The sequence below is a fragment of the Stenotrophomonas sp. YJH_SMC_16 genome (genome assembly GCF_059367875.1).
Genome location: NZ_JCAFRH010000001.1, coordinates 892,648 through 918,706 on the forward strand (window position 1 = coordinate 892,648; position 26,059 = coordinate 918,706).

Here is a 26,059-nt window from a genome sequence, read left to right on the forward strand (position 1 = left end):
AACCCACAGCGCCGACCAATGTCGGCATCTACCAACGGCGATTGCCGGCCAGCGGCCGGCACTACCCCTGCAGCAATCGCCGCTGCAACCGCTCCACCGCACGCTGCAGCAACACCCGGTTGCGGGCCAGCTTCATCCACTGCGGCAGGCGCGAGAACATGGATCGGTGATGGCCGCGGCTTTCCCGCAACGTCGCGCTCGCGTACTCGTGCAGTGCCTGCAGATGTTCAGTGTTATAGGCCCAGAGCAGGCCCGCGCGGGTCGGTTCGACCAGGCGCAGCGGCAATCCGAAGTGCGGATCGGCAGGCTCGGCGTCACGCAACGGACGCACCACGACCGAAACATCGGTACTGCGATCACATTGCGCACATAGAGCAGCGAAGGACGCCGGTGCAGGCACGCCAGCGGGAACCCGGCGGCGCACATGCAGCCACTGATGCCCACAGAATCCACAAGGTTGGCGGCCCAGGATGTAGACCGCACCGACCCAGTCACCACTGTCCAGCGCTGAACTGCAGCCTGTGCAGCGGAATCGCGCCGTCCACCGGTAGGGTTTCCAGCTGGCGATCACCCAACCGGGGGTGTCGCAGCGATGGCAACGCACAGCGACGCGGTCCGCGAAGGCCTGCAGGCTGCGCCCGTCATCGAAATGCCGGCCCGGCACGGGCGTGGGACGCCCATGCCGGCCAGGCCAACGCCGCACCGTCATCAGACGTAGATCCGCGTCGGCGCCTCATCAACGATCGCGTGCGGCACGAAGCGCGCACTGTCGCGGGTGATCGCGCTGTCGTCCTCGCGGATGCCGATGCCGCAGGCGTGGTCGCCGATCACCCAGCTGCCGATCAGCGGGTAGCCGCCTTCGAAGCGGGTCAGCGGATGCGCGCGCTGGATGATCGCCGGGCCGTCGTAGGGACCGTCGCTGCGCTGGGTGCTGCCATCGGCCAGGTGCATCTCGATATTGGCGCCCTCGCGCGAGAACAGCGGCTTGCGCACCCAGCCCGAGGCCAGCATGCTGCCGTCATCGAAGTGCGCTTCCAGCAGGTTCGGATGGCCCACGTTGCGCTGCCACAGCAGCGGCAGGATGCCCTTGTTGCTCAATACTGCCTTCCAGGCCGGTTCCAGCAGCTGCACGCCCGAGCCGGGCAGCGCGCGACCGAATTCCTCGGCCATCAGGTCTTCCAGCGGATACAGCTTGAACAGCGTGCCGATCACCGAATCATCCAGCGCGGTGAAGCGGCCGTCCTCGGACAGACCGATATCCTCGATGGCGATGGCCTGGCCATGCAGGCCGGCCTGCGAGGCGCAGTCGCGCAGGTACTCGACCGTGCCACGGTCTTCCTCCGAACTGCCCACCGCGCTGAAGTACAGCGGCGGCGGCAGCTGTGAAGCCAGTTCGCCGAAACGCTCGACCAGCGCCTCGTGGATCGCATTGAACTGGTCGGCGTGCTGCGGCAGGCGACCGGCGTTGCGCTGGTCTTCCAGCCACTGCCACTGGAAGAAGCTGGCCTCGAACAGCGAGGTCGGCGTGTCGTAGTTCAGTTCGTACAGCTTGGCCGGGCCGGTACCGTCGTAGGCCAGGTCCAGGCGCCCGTACAGGTGTGGCTGGCGCTGGCGCCAGCTGTCGGCGATCCAGTCGCGGTAGTGCGACGGAATCGCCAGCTGGTCCATCAACCGTTCACTGGCGATGACATCGCCCACCAGGTCCAGCGCCATCTGGTGCAGCTCGGCGCTGGGGTCTTCGATGTCCTGTTCGATCTGGCGCAGGGTGAAGGCGTAGTACGCGCTTTCATCCCAGTACGGCTGGCCGTCGATGGTGTGGAAGCGGAAACCCGCCTCTTCCGCGCGTACCCGCCACTGGGCACGCTCGGCAATCCGGATGCGCTGCATGGGTCGATCAGCCGCCGTAGCTGCCGCTGGTGCTGCGGCGTGCGCTGGTGTTGCCGAAGCCACCACGGCTGGCAGTGACCGCACGGTTCGGCTCGCTGGTGACCGGCGCCAGGCCAGCCTTGCCGGCACCGATGCCGCTGGCGGTGTTGAGGCCACCGGTGCCGCCCGGTGCCGGGCGCGCCCAGCCAGCGTTCTTGTCCTGGTAAGCCGGTGCCGACGCCGGCGCCTGCGGGGCGAGGCCGCCGCGGTTGCTCAGCATCTGCGACATGAAGAAGCCCATCATCATCGGGCCGATGAACGAGGTCCCCGCCGAAGTGTGCTGCTGCACGCACTGCTCCGGCTTGTAGTCCTTCTCGCAGGCTTCCTTGCTGGCGTACTTCGGCGCCGCATCGGCGGCCTGCTTCTGCGCTTCGGCGAAGGCATTGCGGCACGACGACGGATCGCCGGTGGCCTCGGTGCAGGCTTCCACCGAGGTGTACAGGCCTTCCTGCACCTTCACCTCCGGCTCCTTCTGGCAGGCGGTGAACAGCAGCGGCGCGGCGCTCATCAGCAGCAGCGCGGTGGTGCGGGAACGTTTCATGGCCTCATGCCCTGTCGACGGATCAATGCCCCAATGATGCCAAATCCGGGCCAGCAACCGGAATCGGCAAAGTGGGAAAGATGAACGGCCTTTCATTTTCGTCGTTCCCCATCATCCACGCGTGGCGTGGATCCATCGTGTCGACCAAGGTCGACACCTACCACGAGCAGCGCAGAGCGCCGGCCCCGACAGATCGCGGGAAACTGTCGAAGGCGGGGTGGGTCCGCTGGCGGGGGTGTCCGCGGCATGGATGCCGCGGTCAAGCCCCCAAGGAAGGGTTTACGGCGTCCCCCGCCAGCGGACCCACCCCGCCTCCCGCAGGAAGCCCGCTGTTGCTTCGGCTGTTGCTTCGGCGGGTGCCGGGCGCAGCCCGGCCGGACCACCTCCGGTGGTTGCAGCAGCAACCGAAAAAATTGGCCATGATCGGCTGACTCCCACGTCGTACGGCCCGCCCGTTCCGCCAGCCATGCCCGAATACCGTTCCCGCACCTCCACCGCCGGCCGCAACATGGCCGGCGCCCGCGCCCTGTGGCGTGCCACCGGCATGAAGGACGGCGACTTCCACAAGCCGATCATCGCCATCGCCAACTCCTTCACCCAGTTCGTGCCCGGCCACGTGCACCTGAAGGACCTCGGCCAGCTGGTCGCGCGCGAGATCGAACAGGTCGGCGGCGTCGCCAAGGAATTCAACACCATCGCCGTGGACGACGGCATCGCGATGGGCCACGACGGCATGCTGTATTCGCTGCCCAGCCGCGAGATCATCGCCGACGCCGTGGAGTACATGGTCAACGCGCATTGCGCCGACGCACTGGTGTGCATCAGCAACTGCGACAAGATCACCCCCGGCATGCTGATGGCCGCGCTGCGCCTGAACATCCCGGTGGTGTTCGTGTCCGGCGGGCCGATGGAAGCGGGCAAGACCAAGCTGTCCGAGCACAAGCTGGACCTGGTCGATGCAATGGTGGTGGCCGCCGATGACAGCGCCTCCGACGAGAAGGTGGCCGCATTCGAGCGCAGCGCCTGCCCCACCTGCGGCTCCTGCTCGGGCATGTTCACCGCCAACTCGATGAACTGCCTGACCGAAGCACTGGGCCTGTCGCTGCCCGGCAACGGCACCACGCTGGCCACCCACGCCGACCGTGAGGCGCTGTTCCGCCGTGCCGGGCGCCTGATCGTCGAACTCTGCCATCGCTGGTATGGCGGCGAAGACCCGAGCGCGCTGCCGCGCGGCATCGCCACCCAGGCCGCGTTCGCCAATGCAATGACCCTGGATATCGCCATGGGCGGTTCCACCAACACCATCCTGCACCTGCTGGCCGCCGCGCAGGAAGCGGAGGTCGACTTCGACCTGACCCACATCGACGCGCTGTCGCGGCGCGTACCGCAGCTGTGCAAGGTGGCGCCGAATACGCCGAAGTACCACATCGAGGACGTGCACCGCGCCGGAGGCGTGTTCGGCATCCTCGGTGAACTGGAGCGCGCCGGCCTGCTCGAAACCACGGTGCCGACCGTACACAGCACCAGCCTGGCCGAAGCGCTGGAACGCTGGGACGTGGTGCGCAGTGACAACGACACCCTGCACACCTTCTTCAAGGCAGGCCCGGCCGGCATTCCCACCCAGGAAGCCTTCAGCCAGGCCACGCGCTGGCCGACGCTGGACATCGACCGCGCTGAAGGCTGCATCCGCTCGCTGCAGCACGCGTACTCACTGGAAGGCGGCCTCGCCGTGCTGCGCGGCAACCTGGCCGTGGATGGCTGCGTGGTGAAGACCGCCGGCGTGGACGAGTCGATCCACGTGTTCGAAGGCCCTGCGCGCGTCTATGAAAGCCAGGACGCGGCCGTCGCCGGCATCCTCGCCGACGAAGTGCAACCCGGCGAGGTGGTGGTGATCCGCTACGAAGGCCCGAAGGGTGGCCCGGGCATGCAGGAAATGCTGTACCCGACCAGCTATCTGAAGTCGAAGGGGCTGGGCAAACAGTGCGCGCTGCTCACGGATGGCCGCTTCTCCGGCGGCACCTCGGGCCTGTCGATCGGCCACGTCTCGCCGGAAGCGGCCAGCGGCGGCGCGATCGGCCTGGTGGAAGATGGCGACCGCATCCGCATCGACATTCCGGCCCGCCGCATTGATCTGCTGCTGGATGAGGCCACCCTGGCCCAACGCCGCGCCGACGCCGATGCCCGCGGCTGGAAGCCGCGTGCGGCGCGCCCGCGCAAGGTCACCAGCGCCCTGAAGGCGTACGCCCTGCTCGCCACCAGCGCAGACAAGGGTGCCGTGCGCAACACCGCGCTTCTGGGCGATTGACCGCCATACGGTAGTGCCGGCCGCTGGCCGGCATCTGTACTGCGACGCTCCACATCAATGAGGTTGCCGGCCGGCGGCCGGCGCTCCCCATCCTGATCCGTTATGGTGGTCCAGGAAGTCACCAACACGGAGGTTGAGATGATGTTGCTTTCCTTTGCGCTGGCCGCTGCCATGGGTGCAGCAGCCGAACCGCCAAAAGCACCCGACTGCAGCTACGACCGTGCAGCGATGCTGGCGATGGAACCTGGCCGGTTCGATCAGGACCTGGAAGGTGGCTGGCGCCCGTTGGCCGACCGCGGCTGTACCCGCGAAGCGGCCGACCTGCTGTCCGCCTACGGCGCACTGTCCAAAGCGGAAGGCAATGTCATCATCACGTGGCACGAGGGCCAGCTGCGCGCGGAGCTGGGGCAGACCGCGCAGGCGATTGCGCTAATGGAACGCAGCCACAAGCCAGTAAACGGGAGCGACCCGGGTTACTGGAATGCCTACGTGGACGGCATGGTCGCGTTCCTGCGCCAGGATCGCAGCGCCCTGGAGAAGGCTCGTGCGAGGCTGGTCGCGATACCGACGCCCACCGCGATCGCGGAGAACATCAAGGACGGCCGCTACCACTTCACCACCGAGGGCGGGCAGCAGGTGCAGATGCCGTGGCCGCCGAACCTGGACGTGCTTGATGGACTGCTGCGCTGCTTCGGCAAACCCTACGTGGAGGCCTATGGGCCAGGCTGCCGGAATCCGGAAGGCCGTTGAGGCCCTCCGCCGGGCATGGCCCTGCGCTACCAGCACCCGTCAACCAATCACGCGCTTGAACGGCGGCAGGGCGTCGATGATGCGCTTGCCGTAGCGGCGGGTCAGCAGCCGCGAATCGAGGATGACCACGCGGCCGGTGTCGGTGGAGGTGCGGATCAGCCGGCCGGCGAACTGGGTCAGCGTGCGCAGCGCGTGCGGAATGGCGATCAGGTTGAACGCATTGAGCCCGCGTCCCTCGAACCATTCGCTGAGCGTGGCGGTCTGCGGATCGGTCGGCACCGCGAACGGCACCTGGGTGATCACCACCGTGGTGCAGGCCTCACCCGGCAGGTCGAGGCCTTCGCCGAACGAGTTCAGGCCGAACAGCACCGAGCCCTCGCCCGCCGCGACACGGCGCAGGTGTTCGTCGATCAGCCGGGTCTTGGACATCTCGCCCTGCACCAGCACCTGCTTGCGGCGCGCGGCCGACATCAGGCCGGCCACCTTCTCCATCTTCCAGCGCGAGGTGAACAGCACCATCGAGCCCTTGGCCCAATCCAGCTCGGTGTCGAGGTAGCGTGCCACTTCGCGCGGATGGCCTTCGCGGTCGTCCGGGGTGACCGGGAACCTGGGCACGATCAGTTCGGCCTGGTTGGGCAGGTCGAACGGCGACGACAGCGAGACCATCTCGGCCTCTTCGGGGATGCCGTTGTCGATCGCCAGCGACTGGAAATCGCCGCCGCCGGTCAGCGTCGCCGAGGTCATCACCACTGAATCCACTTCATCCCACAGCAGCTTGCGCAGCACGTGCGCGGCCGACACCGGCGAGCCGTGCAGCACCAGGTCGCCATCGCGGGTAGCGGTGACCCAGCGCGCCATCGGCGGCGCGCCGTCCTTGTCCTCGCGGCGCCACGCCTGCCACAGGTTGTACTGCTGCTCGATCATCTCCAGCGCCATGCCCAGGTTGCGCTGCAGGCGCTCGCGCGCGGCATCGTCCGGCTTGCCCTTGGCCACCTGCGCGGTGGCGGCGTGCGCCCAGTTGTAGAGGCTGCGGGTATCGTCGGCGAGGGCCTCGATCGGCTCGCGCCAGGCCTCGGGCAGGCGCCCGTTGGCCGCGCGCCACATCGGCTCTTCGTCCGCCGGTGCCGGCATCCACACGCGCTCGATATGATCGCGGAACGCGCGCAACTGCTTGGCCACGTTGCTGGCCACTTCGATCGCTTCGTTCGGCAGCAGGTTGCCGAGGCGGTCCTTGTCGACCGCGCGGTAGGCACCGGCGATCAGGATCTGCAGGCGGCCGGTGCGCTTGGCCATTTCATCCAGCGCCAGGCTGGCCGCGCCCTGGTCGATCGCCACGTTGCCGATGTGATGGCCTTCGTCCAGCACCAGCAGCATGTCCGACGGCGGCGCGATCAACGGCTGGCCGTTGTCGCTGTCGCCGATCGACAGCGCCGACAGCAGCAGCGCGTGGTTGGTAACGACGATCTGCGCATCACGCACGGTGTTGCGCGAACGCAGCACCGCACACTGCGCCGAATAGGCACAGCGGCGCCCGGCGCAGCCCGAGGCCGGCGTGGTGATGCGGCTGCGCAGGCCGGGGCTGATGGTCTCCGGTGCGTTGTCGATGTCGCCATCCCAGCTGCCGCTGGTGAAGGCGTCGGTCAGGCGCTTGGCGATGTCCATTTCGATCGGCGCCAGCGGCCGATCAAACAGCGGCGCGTCATCCTCGAACATGCCGCCCTGCGAGCCCTCACCCTGTGCCTCGGCAGCATTGCGCGTGCACAGATAGCGGGTGCGGCCCTTGGCCAGCGCCACGGTCGCTTCCAGGCCGGTGGCCTTGAGGAAATTCGGGATATCGCGCTCCACCAGCTGCGACTGCAGCGCCACGGTACCGGTGCTGATCACCAGCTTCTTCTTGCTGGCCAGCGCGATCGGTACACCTGCGGTGAGGTAGCCCAGGCTCTTGCCGACGCCGGTGGGCGCCTCGACCACGCCGACGCCGCCGCTTTTCGACAGCGCGCGCGACACCACGCCGATCATCTGGCTCTGCGAACGGCGGGTGGAGAAGCCGGGGGTATTGGCCTGCAGCGTCGTGTACGCCTTGCGGATCGCATCCTTCAAGGTGTCATCGAGCGTGCGCGGAGCGGCAACGGTTTCGGTCACGCCGGGAAGTACCGTGGCTGGATCAGGCCGGTCATTGTCGCATGGCCGGCCACGTTCACCGCCGCTGGCACCCTGAACGGGCCAGCGACGACGCCTGGCGGCGGTCACGGTCCGGTGGCCGGACCTCTCAGGGGCCAGATACGCCGGGCATGGCCCGGCGCGACCGGTCAGGCCGCCGGGATCGTACGGCTACGCAGCAGGCGCACCAGTGCCCACACCAGCAGCACCACGCCGATGGCCTCGACCATCGCCAGCGCGAAATGCAGCACGCCGAGGATGGCGCCCATGCCCGAGATGGCGCTGAAGTTGCCACTGCTGACCAGCCACATGGGCAGGATGCCCGCCGCCAGGCCACCCAGGCTGGACAGCAGCAACAGCCCCAGGCCGACCAGGGCGCCGGTGCGGGTGGCATCGCGCGGTGCGCCGATCACCCAGACCAGGCCGATGCACAGCGCGATCAGTACCGGCAGGCGCACGCCGACCATGCTCAGCACGGTCACCATCAACGTTGTGCTGTCCATCGATCAGTCCTCGCCGGCCAGCACGGCCGAGCCCTGGCGCAGCGACTGGTAGATCTCGTCGGTCTGCGGGCGCACGCCATGCCACTGCAGGAAGCTCTCGGCCGCCTGTTCGACCAGCATGCCCAGGCCATCCACGGTATTGCGGCAGTTCGCCGCACGCGCCCAGGCCAGGAAGGCGATGGCGGCCTCGCCGTAGTTCAGGTCGACGGCGGTGGTCATCGAATTGACCAGCGACAGCGGCAGCTTGAACTCGACGTCGCGGTCGCGGCCGGCCGAGGTGGCATTGACGATCAGTTCGAAGTCGCCCAGATCACGCAGGTCTTCCCAGTAGCGGCTGATCGCGCGGCCCGGTTCGCCCATCGCGTCGATCAGTTCATCGGCGCGTTCCGGCGTGCGGTTGACCACCACCAGCTCGGTGATGCCGGCATCGAGGAAGGCCGGGGCGACGCTGCGCGCGGAGCCACCGGCACCGATCAGCAGCATGCGGCGGCCACGCAGGTCCAGGCCATGACGGTCGGTCAGGTCACGCACCAGGCCGATGCCATCGGTGGTGTCGCCATGCCAGCGGTCGCCCTTGCGCAGCAGCGTGTTCACCGAGCCGGCGCGGCGCGCACGTGCGGTCAGGGTGGAGCACACCGAGAACGCAGCCTCCTTGTGCGGCGAGGTGACGTTGGCGCCGACACCGCCTTCGGCGGCGAAGGCTTCCAGGCCGGCCAGGAACGCATCCGGCGCCAGGTCGATCGCGCGGTAATCCACCGCGATGCCTTCCTGGCGACCGAACGTCGCGTGGATCTGCGGCGACTTCGAGTGGGCAACGGGGTGTCCGAAGACGGCGTAACGGTCGGTCATGGAATCCTCAAGCTGGCTAGACTGATGCTCTTTCGTGCACGGACCCGGATGATGCGCATCACCCCGCCCCTGCTGGTGCTTGCCGCCAGTCTACTCTCTGCCCCCGTGGCGAGGGCGTTGAACGAGTACGGCATCGAAGGCATGGGCGTGGTCTCGACCCGTGCCGACGAGGGCCGCGCCACGATCAGCGCCGATGGCCAGCGCATCGTGTTCGCACGCCGCGGCGAGGCGGGCTGGGGCCTGTGGCAGGCACGCATGGTCGAGGGCCGCTGGCAGCAGGCGCAGGCGCTGCCGGTGGGCGTGGCCGGCGAGGCCCGCGATCCCTACTTCAGCCGTGATGGCCGCTGGCTGCTGTTCGCGGCCGGCCGCGAGGGCGCGCTGGCGCTGTACCGGGCCACGGTGGAAGCCGACGGCCAGCTCGGGAAGGCGCAGCCCTTGGCGGGCGATGGTGGGCGCCGGGAAGAGCGCGGGCCGGCCCTGAGTGCGGACGGCAAGCGGCTGTTGTTCGCCCGCGAGCAGGGTCGCGGCGCGGGCTGGGACCTGTTCGTGGCGTCATTGGACGCGCAGGGCGTGCGTGGCCCAGCCACCGCGTTGGCCGCGTTGAACAGCGCCGACGACGAGACCGACGGCGACTGGCTGGGCAACGACGGCGCCGTGGTGTTCAGTCGTGGCGGCGGCGCGACCGCGCAGGTGTGGAGCAGCGGCTGTGCGTGGACCAGCGCGGCGCTGCAGCCATTGGGGCTGTCATTCAACCAGGCCGGCGGCTGGACCGGCGCGCCGGTGATCGACAACGCCAAGCCGGGCGAGATGATGGTTGCCAGCAGTGCGGCGAAGGCGCCACGTGCCGGTGGCGTGGATGTGTACCGGTTGGCGGTGCCGAAGGTGGCGGCGGTTGCGGGGTGCGTGCCTGCCGCCCGGTAGATGCCAACCTTGGTTGGCATGCGGGAAAGTGCCAACCAAGGTTGGCACCCACCCGTCAGCGCGACAACACCTTCGCGCGCTGCTGCTCGTACTCGACTTCGCTCAACTGGCCGTTGTCCTTGCGCTGGTTCAGCGCGGCCAGCTCGGCCTGCACGCTCTCCGGCAGGGCCTGCTCACGGGCCACGTGGCGGGCGGCGGAGAGCTGCTCCGGCGGGCGCTTGCCCGCGCGCCATGCGGCGATGAAGACACCGACGATGATGGCGCCGAACACCAGCGTACCGATGCCCCAGATCAACCATTGCATCCATCCCAGTTCGGGTCCCATCGCGCAGTCCTCCGTCTATCGTGGCGCTATTGTCAGCGCTCGCGCAGCCATCGCGCCACCTGCGGCGCGAAATAGGTCAGCACACCGTCGGCACCGGCCCGCTTGAAGCCCAGCAGCGACTCCAGCACGCAGGCGCGCTCGTCCAGCCAGCCGTTGGCGAAGGCGGCCTTCATCATCGCGTACTCGCCACTGACCTGATAGGCGAAGGTCGGCACGCTGAACGTCTCCTTCACCCGGCGCACCAGGTCCAGGTACGGCATGCCCGGCTTGACCATCACCATGTCGGCGCCCTCTTCCAGGTCCAGCGCGATCTCGCGCAGGGCCTCGTCGCCATTGGCCGGGTCCATCTGGTAAGTCTTCTTGTCGGCCTTGCCGAGGCTGGCCGCGCTGCCCACTGCATCACGGAACGGACCGTAGAACGCCGAGGCGTACTTGGCCGAGTACGCCATGATGCGCACGTTGATGTGGTTGCCGGCATCCAGCGCACGGCGGATCGCGCCGATGCGGCCGTCCATCATGTCCGACGGCGAGACGATGTCCACACCGGCCTCGGCGTGCGACACCGACTGCTTGACCAGCGCTTCGACCGTGATGTCGTTCAGCACATAGCCCTTGTCATCGATGATGCCGTCCTGGCCGTGGGTGGTGTATGGGTCCAGCGCCACGTCGGTCATCACTCCCAGCTCCGGGAAGCGCGACTTCAGCGCGCGGATCGCACGCTGCGCCAGGCCGTCCTCGGCCCACGCCGCCGACGCATCCAGCGACTTCAGCGACGGGTCGATCACCGGGAACAGGTCGATCACCGGAATGCCCAGCTCCAGCGCTTCTTCGGCCACCTTCAGCAGCTCTTCGATCGACAGCCGCTCCACGCCCGGCATCGACGGCACCGCGGTGCGGCCGGCCAGTTCGTGCACGAACACCGGGTAGATCAGGTCGTCGGTGGTCAGCGTGTTCTCGCGCATCAGGCGGCGCGAGAACTCGTCATGGCGCATGCGGCGCGGGCGGTAAAGCGGGTGGGACATGGCAGGCTCCGAGGAGTGGCTATTGCAACAGGTAACCCTGCGGCAGCAGGGGTTCGGGCAATGGGCGTTCGCCGAGCGCGTCGAGCTGGTCGATCTCGATCGTGCGCACCAGCGCGTCCAGCGGCAGGTCGTTCGGCTCCAGGCCGAACGGGTCTTCCATTTCTTCGCCCAGCTGGTCCAGGCCGAAGAAGGCATAGGCCAGCACCGCCGACAGCACCGGCGTGCCCCAGCCCAGCGAACTGGCCAGGCCGAACGGCAGCAGCACGCAGAACATCCACGCGCAGCGGTGCAGCAGCAGGGTGTAGGCGAACGGCAGCGGGGTGGTGAGGATGCGCTCGCAGCCGGCCTGGATCGACGACATCGCGTGCAGGCGCTCTTCCAGCTGGGTGTAGAGGATCGGGTCGAGGTCACCGGCGCGCAGGGCCTGGGCCAGCTCGGCCGCGATCATCGACAGCAGCGCGTCGGGCACGTTCTCACGCTGCCCGAGTTGTTCGCGCTGGCGCTTGTCCAGCCACGGCAGGGCCATCAGCGCCACGATGCGCCCGCGCAGGCGACCGGCCAATGCATGGGCGAAGGCGGTGGTGAGATAGGCGATGCGGCGGCGACGGCCGGTGTCATCGGCCAGCAGCAGGTTCACCTGGCGGGCCAGCGAGCGCGATTCGTAGACCAGCTGGCCCCACAGCTTGCGGCCTTCCCACCAGCGCTCGTAGCAGGCGCTGTTGCGGAAGCTGAGGAAGATCGACAGCACCAGGCCAAGCAGGGTGAACGGCGTGACCGACACGCGTTCGATGCCGGTGGGCGGCGCCAGCTCGACCACCGCGGCCACGGCGATGGACAGGATCAGGATGGCCAGCACCTTGGGCGCGATCGCTTTGACGATCGAACCGCGCAGGATGTACAGCAGTTGCCAGCCGTGGGGACGGGGTCGGATGATCATGGGGCAGCCGCGCCGGGCGCGGATTCACAGGCACGCGTGGGGCTCGCGCAGCCATTCATTGTACGCCCCTGCCCGGCCACCGGCCGTGCGCCTGCGACGCCCTGTCGCACCCGGGCGCGGGCTCAGATCACGCCGCCACCCAGGCCGAGGCGGAGGATGCCCACCACCACCACGATGCCGTTCAGGACCAGGCCGGCCCAGGCCCGGCCACGCTTGCTCGGGTGGGTGAACAGGATGCCCAGCGCGGCGATGACCGCGCCCACCGCAGCGAACGGGATCAGGAACCAGTTGCCCCAGCCGAGCAGCGGAATCAGCGCCAGGATCATCCACAACAGCGCCAGTACGCCCCACAACAGACTGATCACACCCATGCCGCTCTCCCGCAGTTGGTTCCTGCCCCAACCATAGACGTTCCCGCTGCCGCCGCCTACTGCCATTGGCGGAGCTGTCACCCGCACCGTGCTAGCGTGCTGCCGTGCGTGCCCTGGCCCGGGTGTTGGCGCCGATTCAGAGTGGCCCGCCGATGATCGCAACCAGTCCTACAGGGGTCGTGCCATGAACATCCGTTGGGCCGCGTTGGCGGCCATCCTGCTGGTCGCCGCTGGCTGTGCCAGCACCTCCAAGGTGATGCTGGGCCGCGCCCGCGCACCGATCGATCCGGCGCTGGTGCAGATCTACTCGACGCCACCGGCCGGTTCCCAGGAAATCGCCCAGCTGGAATCGGCGTCCGCCGTCGGCTTCGGCACCCAGGGCCAGACCGATGCCGCTGTGGCACGCCTGAAGCGTGAGGCCGCCGCGCTCGGCGCCAATGGCGTGGTGCTGATGGGCGTGGGCAGCAGCGGCTCGCCGGTGGGCATGTCGGTGGGCGCCGGCACGTTCGGTTCGCACGTCGGTGGCGGCGTCGGCATCGGTATTCCGACGACGCAGAAGCGCGCCGCCGGCGTCGCCATCTGGGTGCCGAATCCGGCACCGCCAGCGCGGTTGCCGACACAGGTGATCACCCCGCAGCGGTGACGCGGCAGCGTCACCGCGGGCAGTGCCGGGCCATGCCCGGCGTCTCTCCCGCTGCGCTCGCCGGGCATGGCCCGGCGCTACCGATTATTTCTGCCGGTACTTCGGCACGAACACCTTGTTCACCGCATCGGCGAGCTGGTCCGGCGGCAGCAGGCCTTGGTCGAGCAGGAAGTTGTTGAACGCCAGGCGGTCAAACTTCGCGCCCAGTGCCAGCTCGGTCTGCATGCGCAGCTCCAGGATGCGGGTGTAGCCGTAGAAGTAGCTGCCGGCCTGGCCCGGCATGCGCACCATGTAGCGGTCCAGCTCCTGGGTGGCCATCGCCTTGGACAGGCCGACCTGCTCCATCAGCACGCGCTCGCCGTTGGCGCGATCGGTCAGGCCGAGGTTGAGCATCGGGTCCAGCATCGCGCGCGCGGCACGCAGCAGGCGGAACTGCAGGGCGATCATCTGACCGTCCAGCGGTTCGTAGGGCACCATCTCGGCCTCGGCATACAGTGCCCAGCCTTCCACGTTCACCGAATTGAACGCGAACATGGTGCGTGCCAGCGACACGCCACGCTCGACCATCGCGGTGAACTGCAGCTCGTGACCGGGGCGGCCTTCATGCGCGCTCAGCGTCCATGCCGCCGCACCGAAGTTGAAGTCGTCGTACTGCGCGCCCGGGCCCGCTGCCGGGTTGCCCAGCGGCAGCACGAAGGTGCCCTGCTGCCCGGTGTTGTTGACCAGCGGTGCCGGCAGGAAGTGCGGCGCCGGGCTGGCCGCGCTCTCGGCGGCCGAGCCCAGGCGCATCTGCATGGCGCGCTGGGGCACGTCGACGATGGCGTGTTCGCGGATCAGCGGATCGATCGCATCGATCACCTTGCGGTAGTGGCCTTCCAGATGATCGTCGGCGATCTTGTCGGCCTTCAGTGCGCGGATCACCGCTACCGGGTCGCTCGGGTCGGCCACCTTCAGGCCCTTGTCCTTCACCACCAGCGGCGCCAGCTGCTGCATCGCCGAGCGGGTTTCCATGAACTCCAGCTGCGCGCGCTGCATCAGCAGCTTCGGATCGATGTCAATGCCGACCTGCTTGAGCTGGTAGGCGTACAACGGCGCCGGCAGGCGCGCATCGGTGCGTGCCTTCGGCAGCACTTCCTTGCGGGTCCAGGCGGCGTAGTCCTTCATCTGCCCGGCCAGCGCCTTCATCGCCTCATCGGCGCCGGCGATCTGGTACTTCTTCAGCAGCGACTCGATGCCGGTGATGTAGGTCTCGACGTTGTCCAGCGACTGCTGCACTTCGATCTTGGTCGGCTGCAGCAGGCTGCTGTCCTTCAGGCGTTCTTCGTAGCGCTGGCGGGCCAGCGTGGTGAACGCGGTGCCGCCCGGCTGCAGGCCGGCATAGGCCTTGAGGCGGTCAAGCGCCTTGGCCCGGCGCTCGGCCGGCACCTGGTCGGACAGCAGCAGGTTGAGGCCGCTGAACACGGTCTGCGGCGCATCACTCCACGGCAGCAGGTATTTCTCGTTGAGCTCGCTGCCTTCGATGTTCTGGCTGGCGGCGTGGATCATGATCTCCAGGTCCTGGCGGACGTTGGGATCCTTCTCGGTGACCAGCTTTGCCTTGAGTTCATCGCGGGCTTTGGCCATCGCGGCGCGATAGCGCTTGCCGTTGTCCGGGCCAAGGTCTGCGACCTTGTCGTCGTAGCCGGGAACGCCGAAGAAGCCGGTTTCCTCCGGCTGGAACGGGCCTTGTGCATCAAGCAGGATCTGCGCCAGTGCATTGCTGCGGGCAACCCAGGCCGGGCTGGCCGGAGTAGTGGCCTTGGCAGCCGGCGCGGCCAGGGCCGGCGGTGCGGACAGCAGCGGTGCGGCAGTCAGGGCCAGGGCAACGGCGAACGCAATCGGCTTCATGGTGCACTCCAGGACAGGGTTGCCCGCACCCTACGCGCTCAGCGCGGTGGCGACAATCGGCCGGAGGTCACAACGCCGCGGTCAGCGGGCATTCGCCGCGATCACGGCAGGCCTGCAACTCGCACTCTCCCGCAGCCTCGTCGTCATCCAGCGCGGTCAGATCGAAGGTCTGCTTGTCTTCGGCCAGTACATACATCACCGGGTAATCCCAGACTTCATCGCGACGGCTGCCCTGCACGAACAACCGTCCGTGCGCATGCGGTCCTTCCAGCGCAACGGTCAGGCCGACATCGCGCTGGCCGTTGATCGCGGTCTGCATGCTGCCCAGCGGCATCGATTCGATATGCAGCGGCTCGCCGAAGGCTTCCACCAGTTCGATGCTGCAGCCCGCGCGACGCAGCGCTTCGCGCATCGGCGGGCTCTCGCGTGCCGCCTCGCTCCAGCGCAGCACGCTCCAGGTCACCACGCCACCTGCGCCGCCCAGCACCAGCACCACCGTCAGCGGCATTGCCCAGCGCCAATGGCGGCACCACCAACCGGCGGACGTCTGTCGATGGGTGGGAATCGGTGGTGGCAGGGTCATCGGCGGGCTCCTTCCCGGCTGCGGATCAGGGCTTCAGGCAACGTCCCAGGAAGGCTTCGGCCACGCGGTAGCGATGCAGGGCATCGGCGCCGGACAGGCCATGCTTGGCACCCGGGTAGGTCATCAGCTCGAACGGCTGTGCACGCTTCTGCAACGCGCTCATCAGGCTGGTCGAATTGGTGAACAGCACGTTGTCGTCAGCCATGCCGTGGATCAGCAGCAGCGGCGAGCGCAGGCCGTCGATATGGGTCAGCACGCGCGCTTCGCGGTAACCCGCTTCATTGCGCGCCGGCAGATCCATGTAGCGTTCGGTGTAATGGCTGTCATACAGGCCCCAGTCGGTCACCGGCGCACCGGCCACGCCACAGGCGTACTGGTTCGAGGCCTTGGCCAGCAGCATCAGGGTCATGTAGCCACCGTTGGACCAGCCCTGCACGCCGATGCGCGCCGGGTCCACCCACGGTTGCTGCTTCAGCCAGGTCACGCCGCGCAGCTGGTCGGTCACTTCCACCGTGCCCTGCTTGCCATACAGCGCACCACCGAAGTCACGGCCACGTCGCGGGGTGCCACGGTTGTCCAGCGAGAACACCACGTAGCCCTGCTGGGCCAGATACTGGTTGAACAGGTGGTCGCCACGGCCGGGCCAGCTGTCGGTGACGGTCTGGCTGGCCGGGCCGCCGTAGACGTACACCGCCACCGGGTAGCGCTTGGACGGATCGAAGCCGGCCGGCTTGATCAGGCTGTAGTTCAGCGGGGTCTTGCCATCGGCAGCCGTCAACGTGCCGAACTCGACCGGGCGCTGCGCATCGCGGTAGCGCGCATACGGGTGCTTGGGATCGGCCAGGTCGTTCTCCACCAGCGTAGCGATCTTCTCGCCGTTGGCGCGGAACAGTTCAATCTGCGGCGGCGTAGTGCTGTTGGACCAGCTGTCAACGTAGACGCTGGCATTGCGGGCGAACGTGGCGCTGTGCATGCCCGGCGCCCTGGACAGGCGCTGCGGCTCGCCACCCTGCAGCGACACCGCGTAGATCTGGCTTTCGCGCGAGGTCTCGATGCCGGCACGGAAGTAGGCCTTGCCGGCCTTTTCATCGACCGCCAGCAGTTCGTCCACCGGCCAGTTGCCGTGGGTCAGCGCGGTGGCCTTGCCCTTGCTGTCGATGCGGTACAGGTGCTGGAAGCCGGTGCGCTCGGACGACCACAGCACGCTGCCGTCGTCGAGGAAGCGCAGGCTGTTGTGCAGCGGCACCCAGGTCGGGCTGGTCTCGTGGGCGAGCACGCGCTGGCGGTTGGAATCGAGCGCCACTTCCACCAGGTCCAGCTGTTTCTGGTCGCGCGACTGGCGCTGGAAGCTCAGGTGCTGCGCATCGCGCCAATCGACGCGGGCCAGGTAGATGTCCTGCTCCTTGCCCAGGTCGACCCAGCGCGGCTGCGCGTCGGCGGCCGGTGCGATCACGCCCAGCTGCACGCGCACGTTGGCATCGCCGGCGGCCGGATAACGCTGCTCGATCACGTCGGTGCGGTCGGCGTAGACCTCGTAGCGCTTCTGCACCGGCACCGGTGCCTCGTCGATGCGGGCAAAGGCAATGGCCGAATCATCCGGCGCCCACCAGTAGCCCGTGTGGCGGTCCATCTCCTCATCGGCGACGAACTCGGCCACGCCGTTGCCGATGGTGGTGCTGCCATCACGGGTCAGCTGCAGCTGCTTGCCACTGGCCAGGTCGATCACCCACAGGTTGCGGCCGCGGATGAAGCTGACGAAGCCGCCCTCGGGCGACAGCTTGGCGTCGGTGGCGAATCCTTCACCGTGGGTCAGCTGGCGTACCGCGGCTTGGCCCTGCTGCTTGAGGTCGTACAGGTACAGCTCGCCGCCCAACGGGAACAGCAGGCGCTGCGCGTCCGGCGACCACTGGTAATCGACGATGCCGGTCATCGCGGCGATGCGCTGGCGTTCGCGGCGTGCCTTTTCCTCATCGCTGAGGGTTTCGGTGCCGGGCAGCACCACCTTGGAATCGACCAGCAGCCGGGTCTGGCCGCTGCCGATGTCGTAGGTCCACAGGTCCAGCTGGTTGCGGTCGCTGTCCTTGCCGCGCAGGAAACTGACCTGCGAACCGTCCGGCGCCACCTTCGGCTTCATCAGGGTCGGGCCGGACAACGGCAACGGGCCGGTGATGGCTTCCAGGGTCAGCTTTTCAGCGTGGGCGGCGGTTGTGGTGGCGAACATGAGGGCGAGCGAAGCGAACAGGTGGCGCATGGAGGATCCCGGCAAACGGCAGGTCCACCCCGGCTCGGAGCACGGGGCGGTCGTTCCCCATCCTAACCAAGCCCGTGCAGGAAGGCAGCATGACCTTTTGCCCATAAGGAATGCTGACGAGTGCCGACCAACGGCCGGCACCCACCGTCCTGGGTCAACGCTGGCCGAACAGGTGCTTGCGCTCTTCGTCGCTGAGCGGCTTGCCGGCGTTGGGGTTCACCTGCTGGCGCAGGGCATAGGCGCGCTGGGTGGCCGGGCGTGCGGCGATGGCGTCGTGCCAGCGCTTGAGGTTCGGGAACGCGGCCAAATCCACCGGCAGCTTGTCGTAGGCGCCGATCCACGGATAGCTGGCCATGTCGGCGATGCTGTACGCGTCGCCGGCAAGGAAGGCGTGCTGGGCCAGGCGCTTGTCCATCACCCCGTGCAGTCGGCGCACCTCGTTGTCGTAGCGCTCGATGGCATACGGGATCTTGTCCGGCGCATACACGTTGAAGTGGCCCATCTGGCCGCTCATCGGGCCCAGGCCGGCCATCTGCCAGAACAGCCATTCCAGGGTGGTGACGCGGCCGCGCGGGTCGCTGGGCAGGAACTGGCCGGTCTTTTCGGCCAGGTACAGCAGGATCGCGCCGGACTCGAACACGCTCAGCGGGGCGCCGCCATCGGCCGGGGCGTGGTCGACAATCGCCGGCATCTTGTTGTTCGGCGAGATCGCGAGGAATTCCGGCTTGAACTGGTCGCCCGAGCCGATGTTGACCGGGTGGATGCGGTACTCCAGGCCGGCTTCTTCCAGCAGCAGGGTCACTTTGTGGCCGTTCGGGGTGGGCCAGTAATACAGGTCGATCATGGCGGCGGCTCGGGGTGCGGAAAGGAACCTGAAGTCTAGTGCGTGAGTTGGGTTGGCACCGTCATGGCGGGCCGGTAACCTCGCGGCTCCCCCGAAACGCACTGTCCTGCATGAGCCACAGTCCTCGCCCCCTGTCCCCGTTGTCCTCGCTGATCTTCGCCTCGCGCTGGCTGCAGCTGCCGCTGTACCTGGGCCTGATCCTTGCCCAGTGCGTGTACGTGTTCCTGTTCGGCAAGGAACTCTGGCACCTGCTGTCCCACTCGGTCTCGATGGGCGAACAGCAGATCATGCTGATCGTGCTGGGCCTGATCGACGTGGTGATGATCTCCAACCTGCTGGTGATGGTGATCGTCGGCGGCTACGAGACCTTCGTCTCGCGCCTGCGCCTGGAAGGCCACCCGGACCAGCCGGAATGGCTGAGCCACGTCAACGCCAGCGTGCTGAAAGTGAAGCTGGCGATGGCGATCATCGGCATCTCCTCGATCCACCTGCTGAAGACCTTCATCGCCACCAGCGCGCTGAAGGGACTGCCGCTGTGCAAACCGGAACAATGGGCCGCTGCAGTGTCGTCGGCTTCGACCAGCTTCTACAACGCTGGCGTCGATACCTGCACGACCATGACCCAGGAAGGCGTGCTGTGGCAGACCATCATCCACTGCGTGTTCATCCTGTCGGCGATCGGCATCGCCTGGACCGACAAGCTGATGTCCAACAGCCACAGCAAGTCCCACGACAAGTCGCACGACCACTGAGGTCGTTGCCAGCAGCGGCATGACGCCGTTGCCCGTCCCGGCCACCACCCCTTGTACGCGGCGGTGGCCGGGATGCTAGATTGCACCCTCGCCGTTGCCGGCGGTGGCGTCGGGAAACGTCACCCTGCCGCGCCCGGACCCCAGGTCCCGGCCATGCGTATCAATGATTTACGTCACGTCGTCTTCTAGAGGGGAGCAGGATGTCGCACGTCTCAACGATCACCGCCGCGCGCCGGTGGCTGCCGGTTGCCCTGGCAGTGGCACTGGCCGCCTGCTCGGGCAAGGAAGAATCCGCAGCGCCTGCTGCCGCCACGGCGCCTGCCGCTGCCGCACCCGCCGCACCGGTGGTCGCTGCCAAGGTGCAGTCGATGGGTACCGAGCAGCTGCGCGAGTCGGCCAGCCAGGCGCTGCGCGAGAACCGCATGTATGCACCGGCCGGCGACAACGCCATCGAGTACTACCTCGCCCTGCGTGACAAGACGCCGGACGACGCCTCGGTGAAGAGCGCGCTGACCGATCTGCTGCCCTACACCCTGATCGCCGCCGAGCAGCACCTGGGCCGCGAGGACTACACCGAGGCGCAGCGCCTGGTGGCACTGATCGAGAAGGTGGATGCCTCCGCCCCCGCACTTCCGCGCCTGAAGGAAGGCCTGGCCAAGGGCGTGGAGAACGCCGCCAAGCGCACCGAGACCGAAGCCGAGAAGGCAAAGAAGGACGCCGAGGACCGCAGCAAGCAGCAGATCGAACAGCAGCGCCTGGCCGAACAGCGCACCAAGGAAGCCGACGCGGCCAAGCAGATCGCCGCGCAGCAGGATGCCGCACGCCGCGACAACGAGCGCCAGGAGGCCGAGCGCCAGGCCGCGGCCCGTCGCGATGCCGAACAGAAGCAGCAGCAGGCCGCCGCCCAGCAGGCCAGCGCCGCGCGCCAGGCAGCCGCCGCCGCAGCTCCCACCCTGCGCCCGGTCAGTACGCCAGCGCCGCGCTATCCGGCCGAAGCCCTGCGTTCGGGAACGTCGGGGGAAGTACTGGTGGAGATCACCGTCGGCACCGACGGCTCAGTGGTCAGCGCCCGCGTGCTGCGCGCAACGTCCGGACGGACCTTCGACCGCGAAGCCCTGAACGCGGTCAAGCGCTGGCGCTTCGAGCCGGTCAACGCGCCGGTCACCACCCGCCGCACCCTGGTGTTCGCGCCGGGCGGCTGACCGCAGAAAAGGGGACGGACGGGATCAAGTCGTTTCTGCCGCCTCCATGACGCCAAGGCCCGGTCCGTCCGGGCCTTGTCCGTTTCAGGCCGCGCCATCAATCAGGTGCTGCAGGGCAGGATCGCGCGCGACCAGCACCTGGAACAGGCCCAGCGCATGCAGGCCCGGCAGCAACGCACGCAGGTCAGCTTCGGCAGTGGCGCGGAAGGCGGGATCGTTGGACGGATCCTGCCAGTCACGAACGCTGGCCAGGAAAGCACCTACGCTGCCCTTGCGCACGGTGACGCCGTTCACCTGCACGTCGTTCTGATGGTCGGGAAGAATGTCCTGTGGCTGCATGGGAAAGCGCTCCGTTGAAGTAGGCTCCAGTGTCGGGACGCGGACGCGACGTTTCTGCCGTATAACTGCCAATTGATATGGCAGATCAGACAACCACCGGATTACTCGACCCCACGTTGGCCGATACCGCCGACGGACCGGTGGTGCTGGCGGCCGGGCTGCACCAACGCGGTATGCGTCGCACAGCGCGCCACCGGCATGCCCGTGGGCAGCTGCTGGGTGCACACCAAGGGCTGCTGCGGATCGCCGCCGACGACCTGCACTGGCTGCTGCCCGCAGGTCACGTCGCCTGGATACCGCCCTTGCTGCCCCACGCGCTGCTGAGCGCAGACGGGTTCGATGGCTGGAGCCTGTACTTCAACGCCCAGGCCTGCCTGGGCCTGCCCGCCACACCGCGCATTTTCCAGCCCAATGCACTGCTGCGGGCGGCGACAACACGTGCGCTGCGATGGCCCCACCAGCCACTGGATGCTGCGCAGGCACGACTGGCCGGTGTGATCGCCGATGAGATCGCCGCCAGCACGCCTCTGCCGCTTGCCCTGGCACAACCGCGTGACCGGCGACTGCAGAAGATCGCCGCCGCACTGGCGCACGCACCCGAAGACGGCCGCAGCATCGAGGACTGGGCCGCCAGCAGCGGCCTGTCCGGCCGCAGCCTTGCCCGCCGTTGGCAGGCCGAAACAGGCATGACCTTGAGCCAGTGGCGGCAGCGCCTGCGCGTGCTGCTGTCGCTGCCACGCCTGCTGGCGGGCGAACCGGTGATCAGCGTCGCGCTGTCGATGGGCTACGACACGCCCAGTGCGTTCATCGCCGTGTTCAAGCGCGAGATGGGCGTGACGCCTGCGCGGTACGGGGAGGACTGACGTATCCAGCACTCCCTCTATGCTTCCTTGCGACCTAAGCTGCTTGCTGATTTCAGGAGCGCAACAGATGAAGTACGACGACGCCAGCTGGCATTCCGGGGGTGACTTCCCTTCGGATCTTCCTGCAGAGGCCGGTGCCACTCACATCGGTATGTACCTGGCATGGCTGCTGCTACAGGGCATGGCAAGCGAAGAGCTCGCCGAGGACGCAGAAGAAGACCTGCAGGCGCTGCTGGAACGCAGAACGACGCCAGGCCTGTTCCTGCTGGAGTGCAGCGACGGCAAATTCGTCGACGATCTGATCAGTGATGAAGCCAACACGTTCACCGCTGCGTACTACGACCTCGAGAATGGCCAGTACCTGGACGACTATGAGGGACAGCTGGGCGCCAATGTCCCGGATCTGTACCACGTCGCCGATACCTGGGAGAACTTCGATCGACTGGCACCGGTGATTGCCCAGCGTTTCGCCATTTGGCAGGCAACGCAGTCCTGAAATCAACGAGGCCCGGAATGACCGGGCCTCGTTTCAGATCCGCCGGGCATGGCCCGGCGCTACCACCCGCACTTAGCCGGAGATCGCCAGACGCTCATTGTGGTAGCGCCGCACCGCGGCGAACCACAGCAGTGCGGCCAGGCCGAGGCTGGCGCCCAGGTAGATGGCCCAGACTGCCGGCGTGATCGGCTCGTGGCGGATCACCTTCAGCAGCATCTGGTTCTGCGACAGGAACGGCACGGCGTACTGCCACAGCTCGCTCTTCAACGGATAGGCCACCAGCGCGTAACCGGGCATCATCGGCAGCAGCATCAGCCAGGTCATGTGGCTCTGCGCCTCCTTCATGCTCTTGGCTGCGGCCGACAGGAAGGTCAGCAGCGAGGTGCCGATCATCAGCATCGGCAACATCACCAGCAGCATCTGCAGCATCGAACCGACATTCATGTTGAACTGGCGGCCGATGTTGCCGGGCGCGATCTGCGCGCTCACCTTGAACGCCACCAGGGTCAGCAGCAGCGACACGAACCCGACCACGCAGGCGGCGGCGATCTTGCCGCTTACGATCGCGCTGCGCGAACCCGGCGTGGCCAGCAGCGGCTCCAGCGACTGCCGCTCGCGCTCGCCGGCGGTAGCGTCCATCACCAGGTAGGCGCCACCGATGAACGAGGTCAGCGTCAGCAACACCGGCAGCAGCATCGACAGGATCATGCCGCGCTTGGCTTCGGCACTGGCCAGGTCCTGGCGCGCCACGTCCAGCGGCCGCGCGACCTGTGCGTCGATGCCACGCGCCATCAGGCGCAGCGCACCGATCTGGCCATTGTAGGTCGCCAGTGCCGCCTCCAGGCGTGCGCTGGGCACTTCTGCGGCGCGACGGGTACTGTCCTTGATCACCTCCACCAGCGCCGGCTTGCCATCGGCCCAGTCCTTGCCGAAGTCATCGCTGATGCGCAGTGCCACGTCGATCTGCTGGCTGCGGATGGCCTCGGCCAGGTCCTTCGGTGCCGGCGCGGCGTTCAGCCCCTGCGCGGCGAGGAAACGCACCAGATTAGGGGCGTTGTCCGCACCGATGGTCGGAATCTGCAGCGGTTGTTCAATCTGGGTGCGTACCCGGCTCTCGGCCAGCTTGCCCATGCCCAGCAGCAGCACCGGGTACAGCAGCGGCCCGAACAGCAGGGTCAGCAGCAGCGTGCGGCGATCACGGGAAAGGTCGCGCAGTTCCTTGCGCATCACCGTCATCAGGGTCGACATCATGCTCATGCGTGCAGGCCCTCTTCGCTGCCGATCAGTTTCACGAACGCATCTTCCAGGTTGGATTCGCCGGCCTGCGCACGCAGTTCATCGGCGCTGCCGGCAGCCATCACCGTGCCCTTGGCGATGATCACGATGTGGTCACACAACGCCCCCACCTCCTGCATGATGTGGCTGGACAGGATCACGCAGCGCCCCTCATCGCGCAGGCCCAGCAGGAAGCGGCGCAGTGCGCGCGTGGTCATCACGTCCAGGCCATTGGTCGGCTCATCGAGAATGACGTTGCGTGGGTCGTGCACCAGCGCGCGGGCAATCGCGGTCTTGGTGCGCTGGCCCTGCGAGAAGCCATCGGTCTGCCGGTCGAGGATATCGCCCATGTCGAGTGCATGTGACAGCACCTCGATGCGCTCGCGGATGCGCTCGGCCGAGAGACCATGCAGTTCGCCGAAGTAGGCGATGTTCTCGCGCGCGGTCAGGCGCTTGTAGACACCGCGCGCGTCGGGCAGCACGCCAAGGTGGCGGCGTACGTCCACCGGATTGCGCGCAGCATCGACACCATCGACGCTGATGCTGCCCTGGTCGGGGGTCATCAGCGTGTACAGCATGCGCATGGTGGTGGTCTTGCCGGCACCATTGGGGCCGAGCAGGCCGGTGATGCGGCCATCCTCGGCGCGGAAGCCGACGTTGGAGACCGCCTGGATGCGGCCCGTGCGGGTGTCGAAAGCCTTGTGCAGGTTGTCGGCGACGATCATGGTTCCCATCCGTTGAACGAGGTGAACGCCGGCACGTAGCTCAGCGTGTCCAGGCAGCCGGCATCCAGCGCCTTGGCATCGGTCTTGTCGATGAACTGGCCGAGCAGGCGCGGCATGCAGCCGGCGGTCAGCGTGCCGTGGCCCTGGCCGCGGGCGACCAGCGCGCGGCCATTGGGCAGGCCCTTGAGCACCTGCTCGGCATAGCGCGGCGGCGTCACCGGGTCCAGCTCACCGGACAGCAGCAGCGCCGGTACGTCACTGCGCAGCGGCACGGCATTGGCCGCCGGTGCCGGCCGGTGCGGCCATACTGGGCAGGCGGCGAAGAAGGCACTGGCCACGTCGTTGCCGAACAGGCGCTCGGGATCTTCGGCCGGTGCGTGGTAGCGCGGCGCATCTTCGCTGCAGATCACCGACCACTGCATGCCACGATTGATCTGGAAATCCATGCTGCGGTTCGCACCGCGTGCCAGCGACGCCAGCGGTGCATAGCGGCCATGCGCGGCTTCATCGAGAACCAGCGGCAGCAGCGAGGAATACTGCGGCACATAGGAGAAGGCGAACGCCAGGCCGATCACGCTGTCCGGACTCAGTACATCCTGCCGGGTCTGGTTGGTGCCGGGGTCGCGATACTCCACCGAGACCGGCGCACGGCGCAGGGTCTCGACCACGCTGCGCAGCTGCGCGCGGGTGTCGGTCGGGAAGCGCTTGCTGCAGGCGGCATCCTTGCGGCACTGCGCCGATTGCAGGGCGATCGCATCCTCGAACGTCGTGGCGAAATCACCGCCCACCACCAGCTCATTCGGCACTACGCCATCGATGACGATGCTGCGCGTGTGCTGTGGATAGGCACCTGCATAGCGCTGGGCCACGCGCGTACCGTAGGAGCCGCCGACCAGGTTGATACGCTCGACGCCCAGCGCCTGACGCACCGCATCCAGATCAGCAATGGCCTCGGTGGTGGTGTAGAAGCGCGCATCGGCCCGCCCCCGCAGCGAAGCGGCGCAGCGCTCGGCGTAATCGCGCAGCGACGCTTCAGTGGGTGCGGCATCCTCGTCCATGGCCAGTTCCTTGCCATCCGCGCCACGGCAGTTGAGCGGGTTGGAGCCGCCGGTACCGCGCTGGTCGACGAGGAAGATGTCGCGCTGCTTGCGCACCTGGCGCAGGGCGGTATCGACAATGACGGCCACCTCGCTGGCTGCCTGGCCAGGACCACCGGCCAGGAAGAACACCGGATCGGGCTGGCTGCTGCCGCCATCGCCCGATTCCAGCCAGGCGATGCGCAGGCCGACGCGTCGACCATCGGGCCGGGCCCGGTCCTCAGGCACCTGCAGGGTGGCGCACTGCGCTTCCACGTTGGCGCTGGCGCCTTCGGTGGACAGCGTGCAGGGCTGGAAATCGATGCTGCCGAAGCGGCGGCTGGGTGCATCGCTGGCGCCTTCGGCGCCGGGTGACGGTGACTGGCTGCAACCGGCAAGCATCAGGCTGGCCAACGCTGCGGCCAGCGCGAGGTGGTGTCTTTGCATCGTGCTCGTTTCCCCTGGAGGACGTTCCTGGCAACCACGACGGGCTGCCGCGGAAGATGTGACTCA

26 protein-coding genes are annotated in these 26,059 nt (G+C 67.7%); 8 read left to right on the forward strand and 18 right to left on the reverse strand.

Annotated features, from left to right (window positions below; all coding sequences use genetic code 11):
• Positions 1-61 precede the first annotated feature (61 nt).
• From AC5P6E_RS03995 to AC5P6E_RS04005, 3 genes are read right to left on the reverse strand one after another with little or no spacing between them, the layout of a single operon-like run.
• On the reverse strand, positions 62-709 hold the full coding sequence (locus AC5P6E_RS03995) for a hypothetical protein (protein WP_164191645.1): 648 nt from the start codon (positions 707-709) through the stop codon (positions 62-64).
• Positions 709-1,887, reverse strand: a complete 1,179-nt coding sequence (locus AC5P6E_RS04000; protein ID WP_197598253.1) for a glutathionylspermidine synthase family protein — start codon at positions 1,885-1,887, stop codon at positions 709-711. Before AC5P6E_RS04000 ends, AC5P6E_RS03995 begins: the two co-directional genes overlap by 1 nt.
• Before the next feature lie 7 nt (positions 1,888-1,894).
• Positions 1,895-2,467: a DUF1190 domain-containing protein gene (locus AC5P6E_RS04005; protein WP_005420172.1), complete on the reverse strand. Its 573-nt coding sequence runs from the start codon at positions 2,465-2,467 to the stop codon at positions 1,895-1,897.
• A gap of 466 nt (positions 2,468-2,933) precedes the next feature.
• Here AC5P6E_RS04005 and ilvD point away from each other — a divergent pair, with 466 nt between their 5' ends.
• Together ilvD and AC5P6E_RS04015 are read left to right on the forward strand one after the other, a co-directional pair.
• Positions 2,934-4,772, forward strand: a complete 1,839-nt coding sequence (gene ilvD, locus AC5P6E_RS04010; RefSeq protein ID WP_010482206.1) for a dihydroxy-acid dehydratase — start codon at positions 2,934-2,936, stop codon at positions 4,770-4,772.
• 138 nt (positions 4,773-4,910) lie between these two features.
• Positions 4,911-5,522, forward strand: a complete 612-nt coding sequence (locus AC5P6E_RS04015) for a hypothetical protein (protein ID WP_052148841.1) — start codon at positions 4,911-4,913, stop codon at positions 5,520-5,522.
• 39 nt (positions 5,523-5,561) lie between these two features.
• Here AC5P6E_RS04015 and dinG read toward each other — a convergent pair whose 3' ends face one another.
• From dinG to aroE, 3 genes are all read right to left on the reverse strand, one after another.
• Positions 5,562-7,664 (reverse strand): ATP-dependent DNA helicase DinG, encoded by a 2,103-nt coding sequence (gene dinG, locus AC5P6E_RS04020; protein ID WP_329834333.1) that lies wholly within the window; start codon positions 7,662-7,664, stop codon positions 5,562-5,564.
• Positions 7,665-7,831: 167 nt separating this feature from the next.
• A complete protein-coding gene (locus AC5P6E_RS04025) occupies positions 7,832-8,185 on the reverse strand; it encodes a hypothetical protein (RefSeq protein ID WP_029379808.1) in 354 nt (117 codons plus the stop codon).
• Positions 8,186-8,188: 3 nt separating this feature from the next.
• A complete protein-coding gene (gene aroE, locus AC5P6E_RS04030; RefSeq protein ID WP_049454105.1) occupies positions 8,189-9,034 on the reverse strand; it encodes a shikimate dehydrogenase in 846 nt (281 codons plus the stop codon).
• 48 nt (positions 9,035-9,082) lie between these two features.
• Between aroE and AC5P6E_RS04035 the strand changes: the two genes are divergently transcribed.
• Positions 9,083-9,955, forward strand: a complete 873-nt coding sequence (locus AC5P6E_RS04035) for a hypothetical protein (RefSeq protein WP_329834331.1) — start codon at positions 9,083-9,085, stop codon at positions 9,953-9,955.
• Positions 9,956-10,010: 55 nt separating this feature from the next.
• Here the strand turns inward: AC5P6E_RS04035 and AC5P6E_RS04040 are convergent, their stop codons facing one another.
• The 4 genes from AC5P6E_RS04040 to AC5P6E_RS04055 form a co-directional block, all read right to left on the reverse strand.
• Positions 10,011-10,280, reverse strand: a complete 270-nt coding sequence (locus AC5P6E_RS04040) for a gas vesicle protein GvpG (RefSeq protein ID WP_010482214.1) — start codon at positions 10,278-10,280, stop codon at positions 10,011-10,013.
• Between the two features lie 32 nt (positions 10,281-10,312).
• Positions 10,313-11,302 (reverse strand): porphobilinogen synthase, encoded by a 990-nt coding sequence (gene hemB, locus AC5P6E_RS04045; protein ID WP_019336564.1) that lies wholly within the window; start codon positions 11,300-11,302, stop codon positions 10,313-10,315.
• Between the two features lie 19 nt (positions 11,303-11,321).
• A complete protein-coding gene (locus AC5P6E_RS04050) occupies positions 11,322-12,239 on the reverse strand; it encodes a bestrophin family protein (protein ID WP_010482217.1) in 918 nt (305 codons plus the stop codon).
• A 122-nt stretch (positions 12,240-12,361) separates the two neighbouring features.
• Positions 12,362-12,610, reverse strand: a complete 249-nt coding sequence (locus AC5P6E_RS04055) for a hypothetical protein (protein ID WP_006475755.1) — start codon at positions 12,608-12,610, stop codon at positions 12,362-12,364.
• Between the two features lie 184 nt (positions 12,611-12,794).
• Between AC5P6E_RS04055 and AC5P6E_RS04060 the strand changes: the two genes are divergently transcribed.
• Positions 12,795-13,253, forward strand: coding sequence for a hypothetical protein (locus AC5P6E_RS04060; RefSeq protein ID WP_010482223.1), 459 nt, complete (start codon positions 12,795-12,797; stop codon positions 13,251-13,253).
• 84 nt (positions 13,254-13,337) lie between these two features.
• Here the strand turns inward: AC5P6E_RS04060 and AC5P6E_RS04065 are convergent, their stop codons facing one another.
• The 4 genes from AC5P6E_RS04065 to AC5P6E_RS04080 form a co-directional block, all read right to left on the reverse strand.
• Positions 13,338-15,140 (reverse strand): DUF885 domain-containing protein, encoded by a 1,803-nt coding sequence (locus AC5P6E_RS04065; RefSeq protein ID WP_495230708.1) that lies wholly within the window; start codon positions 15,138-15,140, stop codon positions 13,338-13,340.
• A 67-nt stretch (positions 15,141-15,207) separates the two neighbouring features.
• Entirely contained in the window at positions 15,208-15,723 is a 516-nt protein-coding gene (locus AC5P6E_RS04070; protein ID WP_495230709.1) for a cytochrome c oxidase assembly factor Coa1 family protein, read from the reverse strand.
• 25 nt (positions 15,724-15,748) lie between these two features.
• Positions 15,749-17,974: a S9 family peptidase gene (locus AC5P6E_RS04075; RefSeq protein WP_191850258.1), complete on the reverse strand. Its 2,226-nt coding sequence runs from the start codon at positions 17,972-17,974 to the stop codon at positions 15,749-15,751.
• 154 nt (positions 17,975-18,128) lie between these two features.
• The gene (locus AC5P6E_RS04080; protein WP_495230710.1) at positions 18,129-18,818 is read right to left on the reverse strand and encodes a glutathione binding-like protein; all 690 of its coding nucleotides are present in this window, start codon (positions 18,816-18,818) and stop codon (positions 18,129-18,131) included.
• 110 nt (positions 18,819-18,928) lie between these two features.
• On the opposite strand from AC5P6E_RS04080, the gene AC5P6E_RS04085 reads away from it, so the two are divergent.
• On the forward strand, positions 18,929-19,570 hold the full coding sequence (locus AC5P6E_RS04085; RefSeq protein WP_029379810.1) for a TIGR00645 family protein: 642 nt from the start codon (positions 18,929-18,931) through the stop codon (positions 19,568-19,570).
• A gap of 200 nt (positions 19,571-19,770) precedes the next feature.
• Entirely contained in the window at positions 19,771-20,772 is a 1,002-nt protein-coding gene (locus tag AC5P6E_RS04090; protein WP_010482231.1) for an energy transducer TonB, read from the forward strand.
• An 84-nt stretch (positions 20,773-20,856) separates the two neighbouring features.
• Here AC5P6E_RS04090 and AC5P6E_RS04095 read toward each other — a convergent pair whose 3' ends face one another.
• Positions 20,857-21,111 (reverse strand): hypothetical protein, encoded by a 255-nt coding sequence (locus tag AC5P6E_RS04095; protein ID WP_019336741.1) that lies wholly within the window; start codon positions 21,109-21,111, stop codon positions 20,857-20,859.
• Positions 21,112-21,188: 77 nt separating this feature from the next.
• Between AC5P6E_RS04095 and AC5P6E_RS04100 the strand changes: the two genes are divergently transcribed.
• Both AC5P6E_RS04100 and AC5P6E_RS04105 read left to right on the forward strand, forming a co-directional pair.
• Positions 21,189-21,974, forward strand: coding sequence for an AraC family transcriptional regulator (locus AC5P6E_RS04100; RefSeq protein WP_109813767.1), 786 nt, complete (start codon positions 21,189-21,191; stop codon positions 21,972-21,974).
• Positions 21,975-22,041: 67 nt separating this feature from the next.
• Entirely contained in the window at positions 22,042-22,470 is a 429-nt protein-coding gene (locus tag AC5P6E_RS04105; RefSeq protein WP_019336743.1) for a DUF7832 domain-containing protein, read from the forward strand.
• Positions 22,471-22,542: 72 nt separating this feature from the next.
• On the opposite strand, the gene AC5P6E_RS04110 is transcribed toward AC5P6E_RS04105, so the two are convergent.
• The 3 genes from AC5P6E_RS04110 to AC5P6E_RS04120 are packed head-to-tail and all read right to left on the reverse strand — an operon-like array spanning position 22,543 to position 25,993.
• Complete coding sequence (locus tag AC5P6E_RS04110; protein ID WP_019336744.1) at positions 22,543-23,727, reverse strand: ABC transporter permease; 1,185 nt, start codon at positions 23,725-23,727, stop codon at positions 22,543-22,545.
• Positions 23,724-24,470 carry an ABC transporter ATP-binding protein gene (locus AC5P6E_RS04115; RefSeq protein ID WP_495230711.1) on the reverse strand — a complete coding sequence of 249 codons (747 nt, stop codon included), beginning with the start codon at positions 24,468-24,470 and terminating at the stop codon, positions 23,724-23,726. Before AC5P6E_RS04115 ends, AC5P6E_RS04110 begins: the two co-directional genes overlap by 4 nt.
• Positions 24,467-25,993: an alpha/beta hydrolase gene (locus AC5P6E_RS04120; protein ID WP_495230712.1), complete on the reverse strand. Its 1,527-nt coding sequence runs from the start codon at positions 25,991-25,993 to the stop codon at positions 24,467-24,469. The genes AC5P6E_RS04115 and AC5P6E_RS04120 overlap by 4 nt, the downstream gene beginning before the upstream one ends.
• Positions 25,994-26,059: the final 66 nt, after the last annotated feature.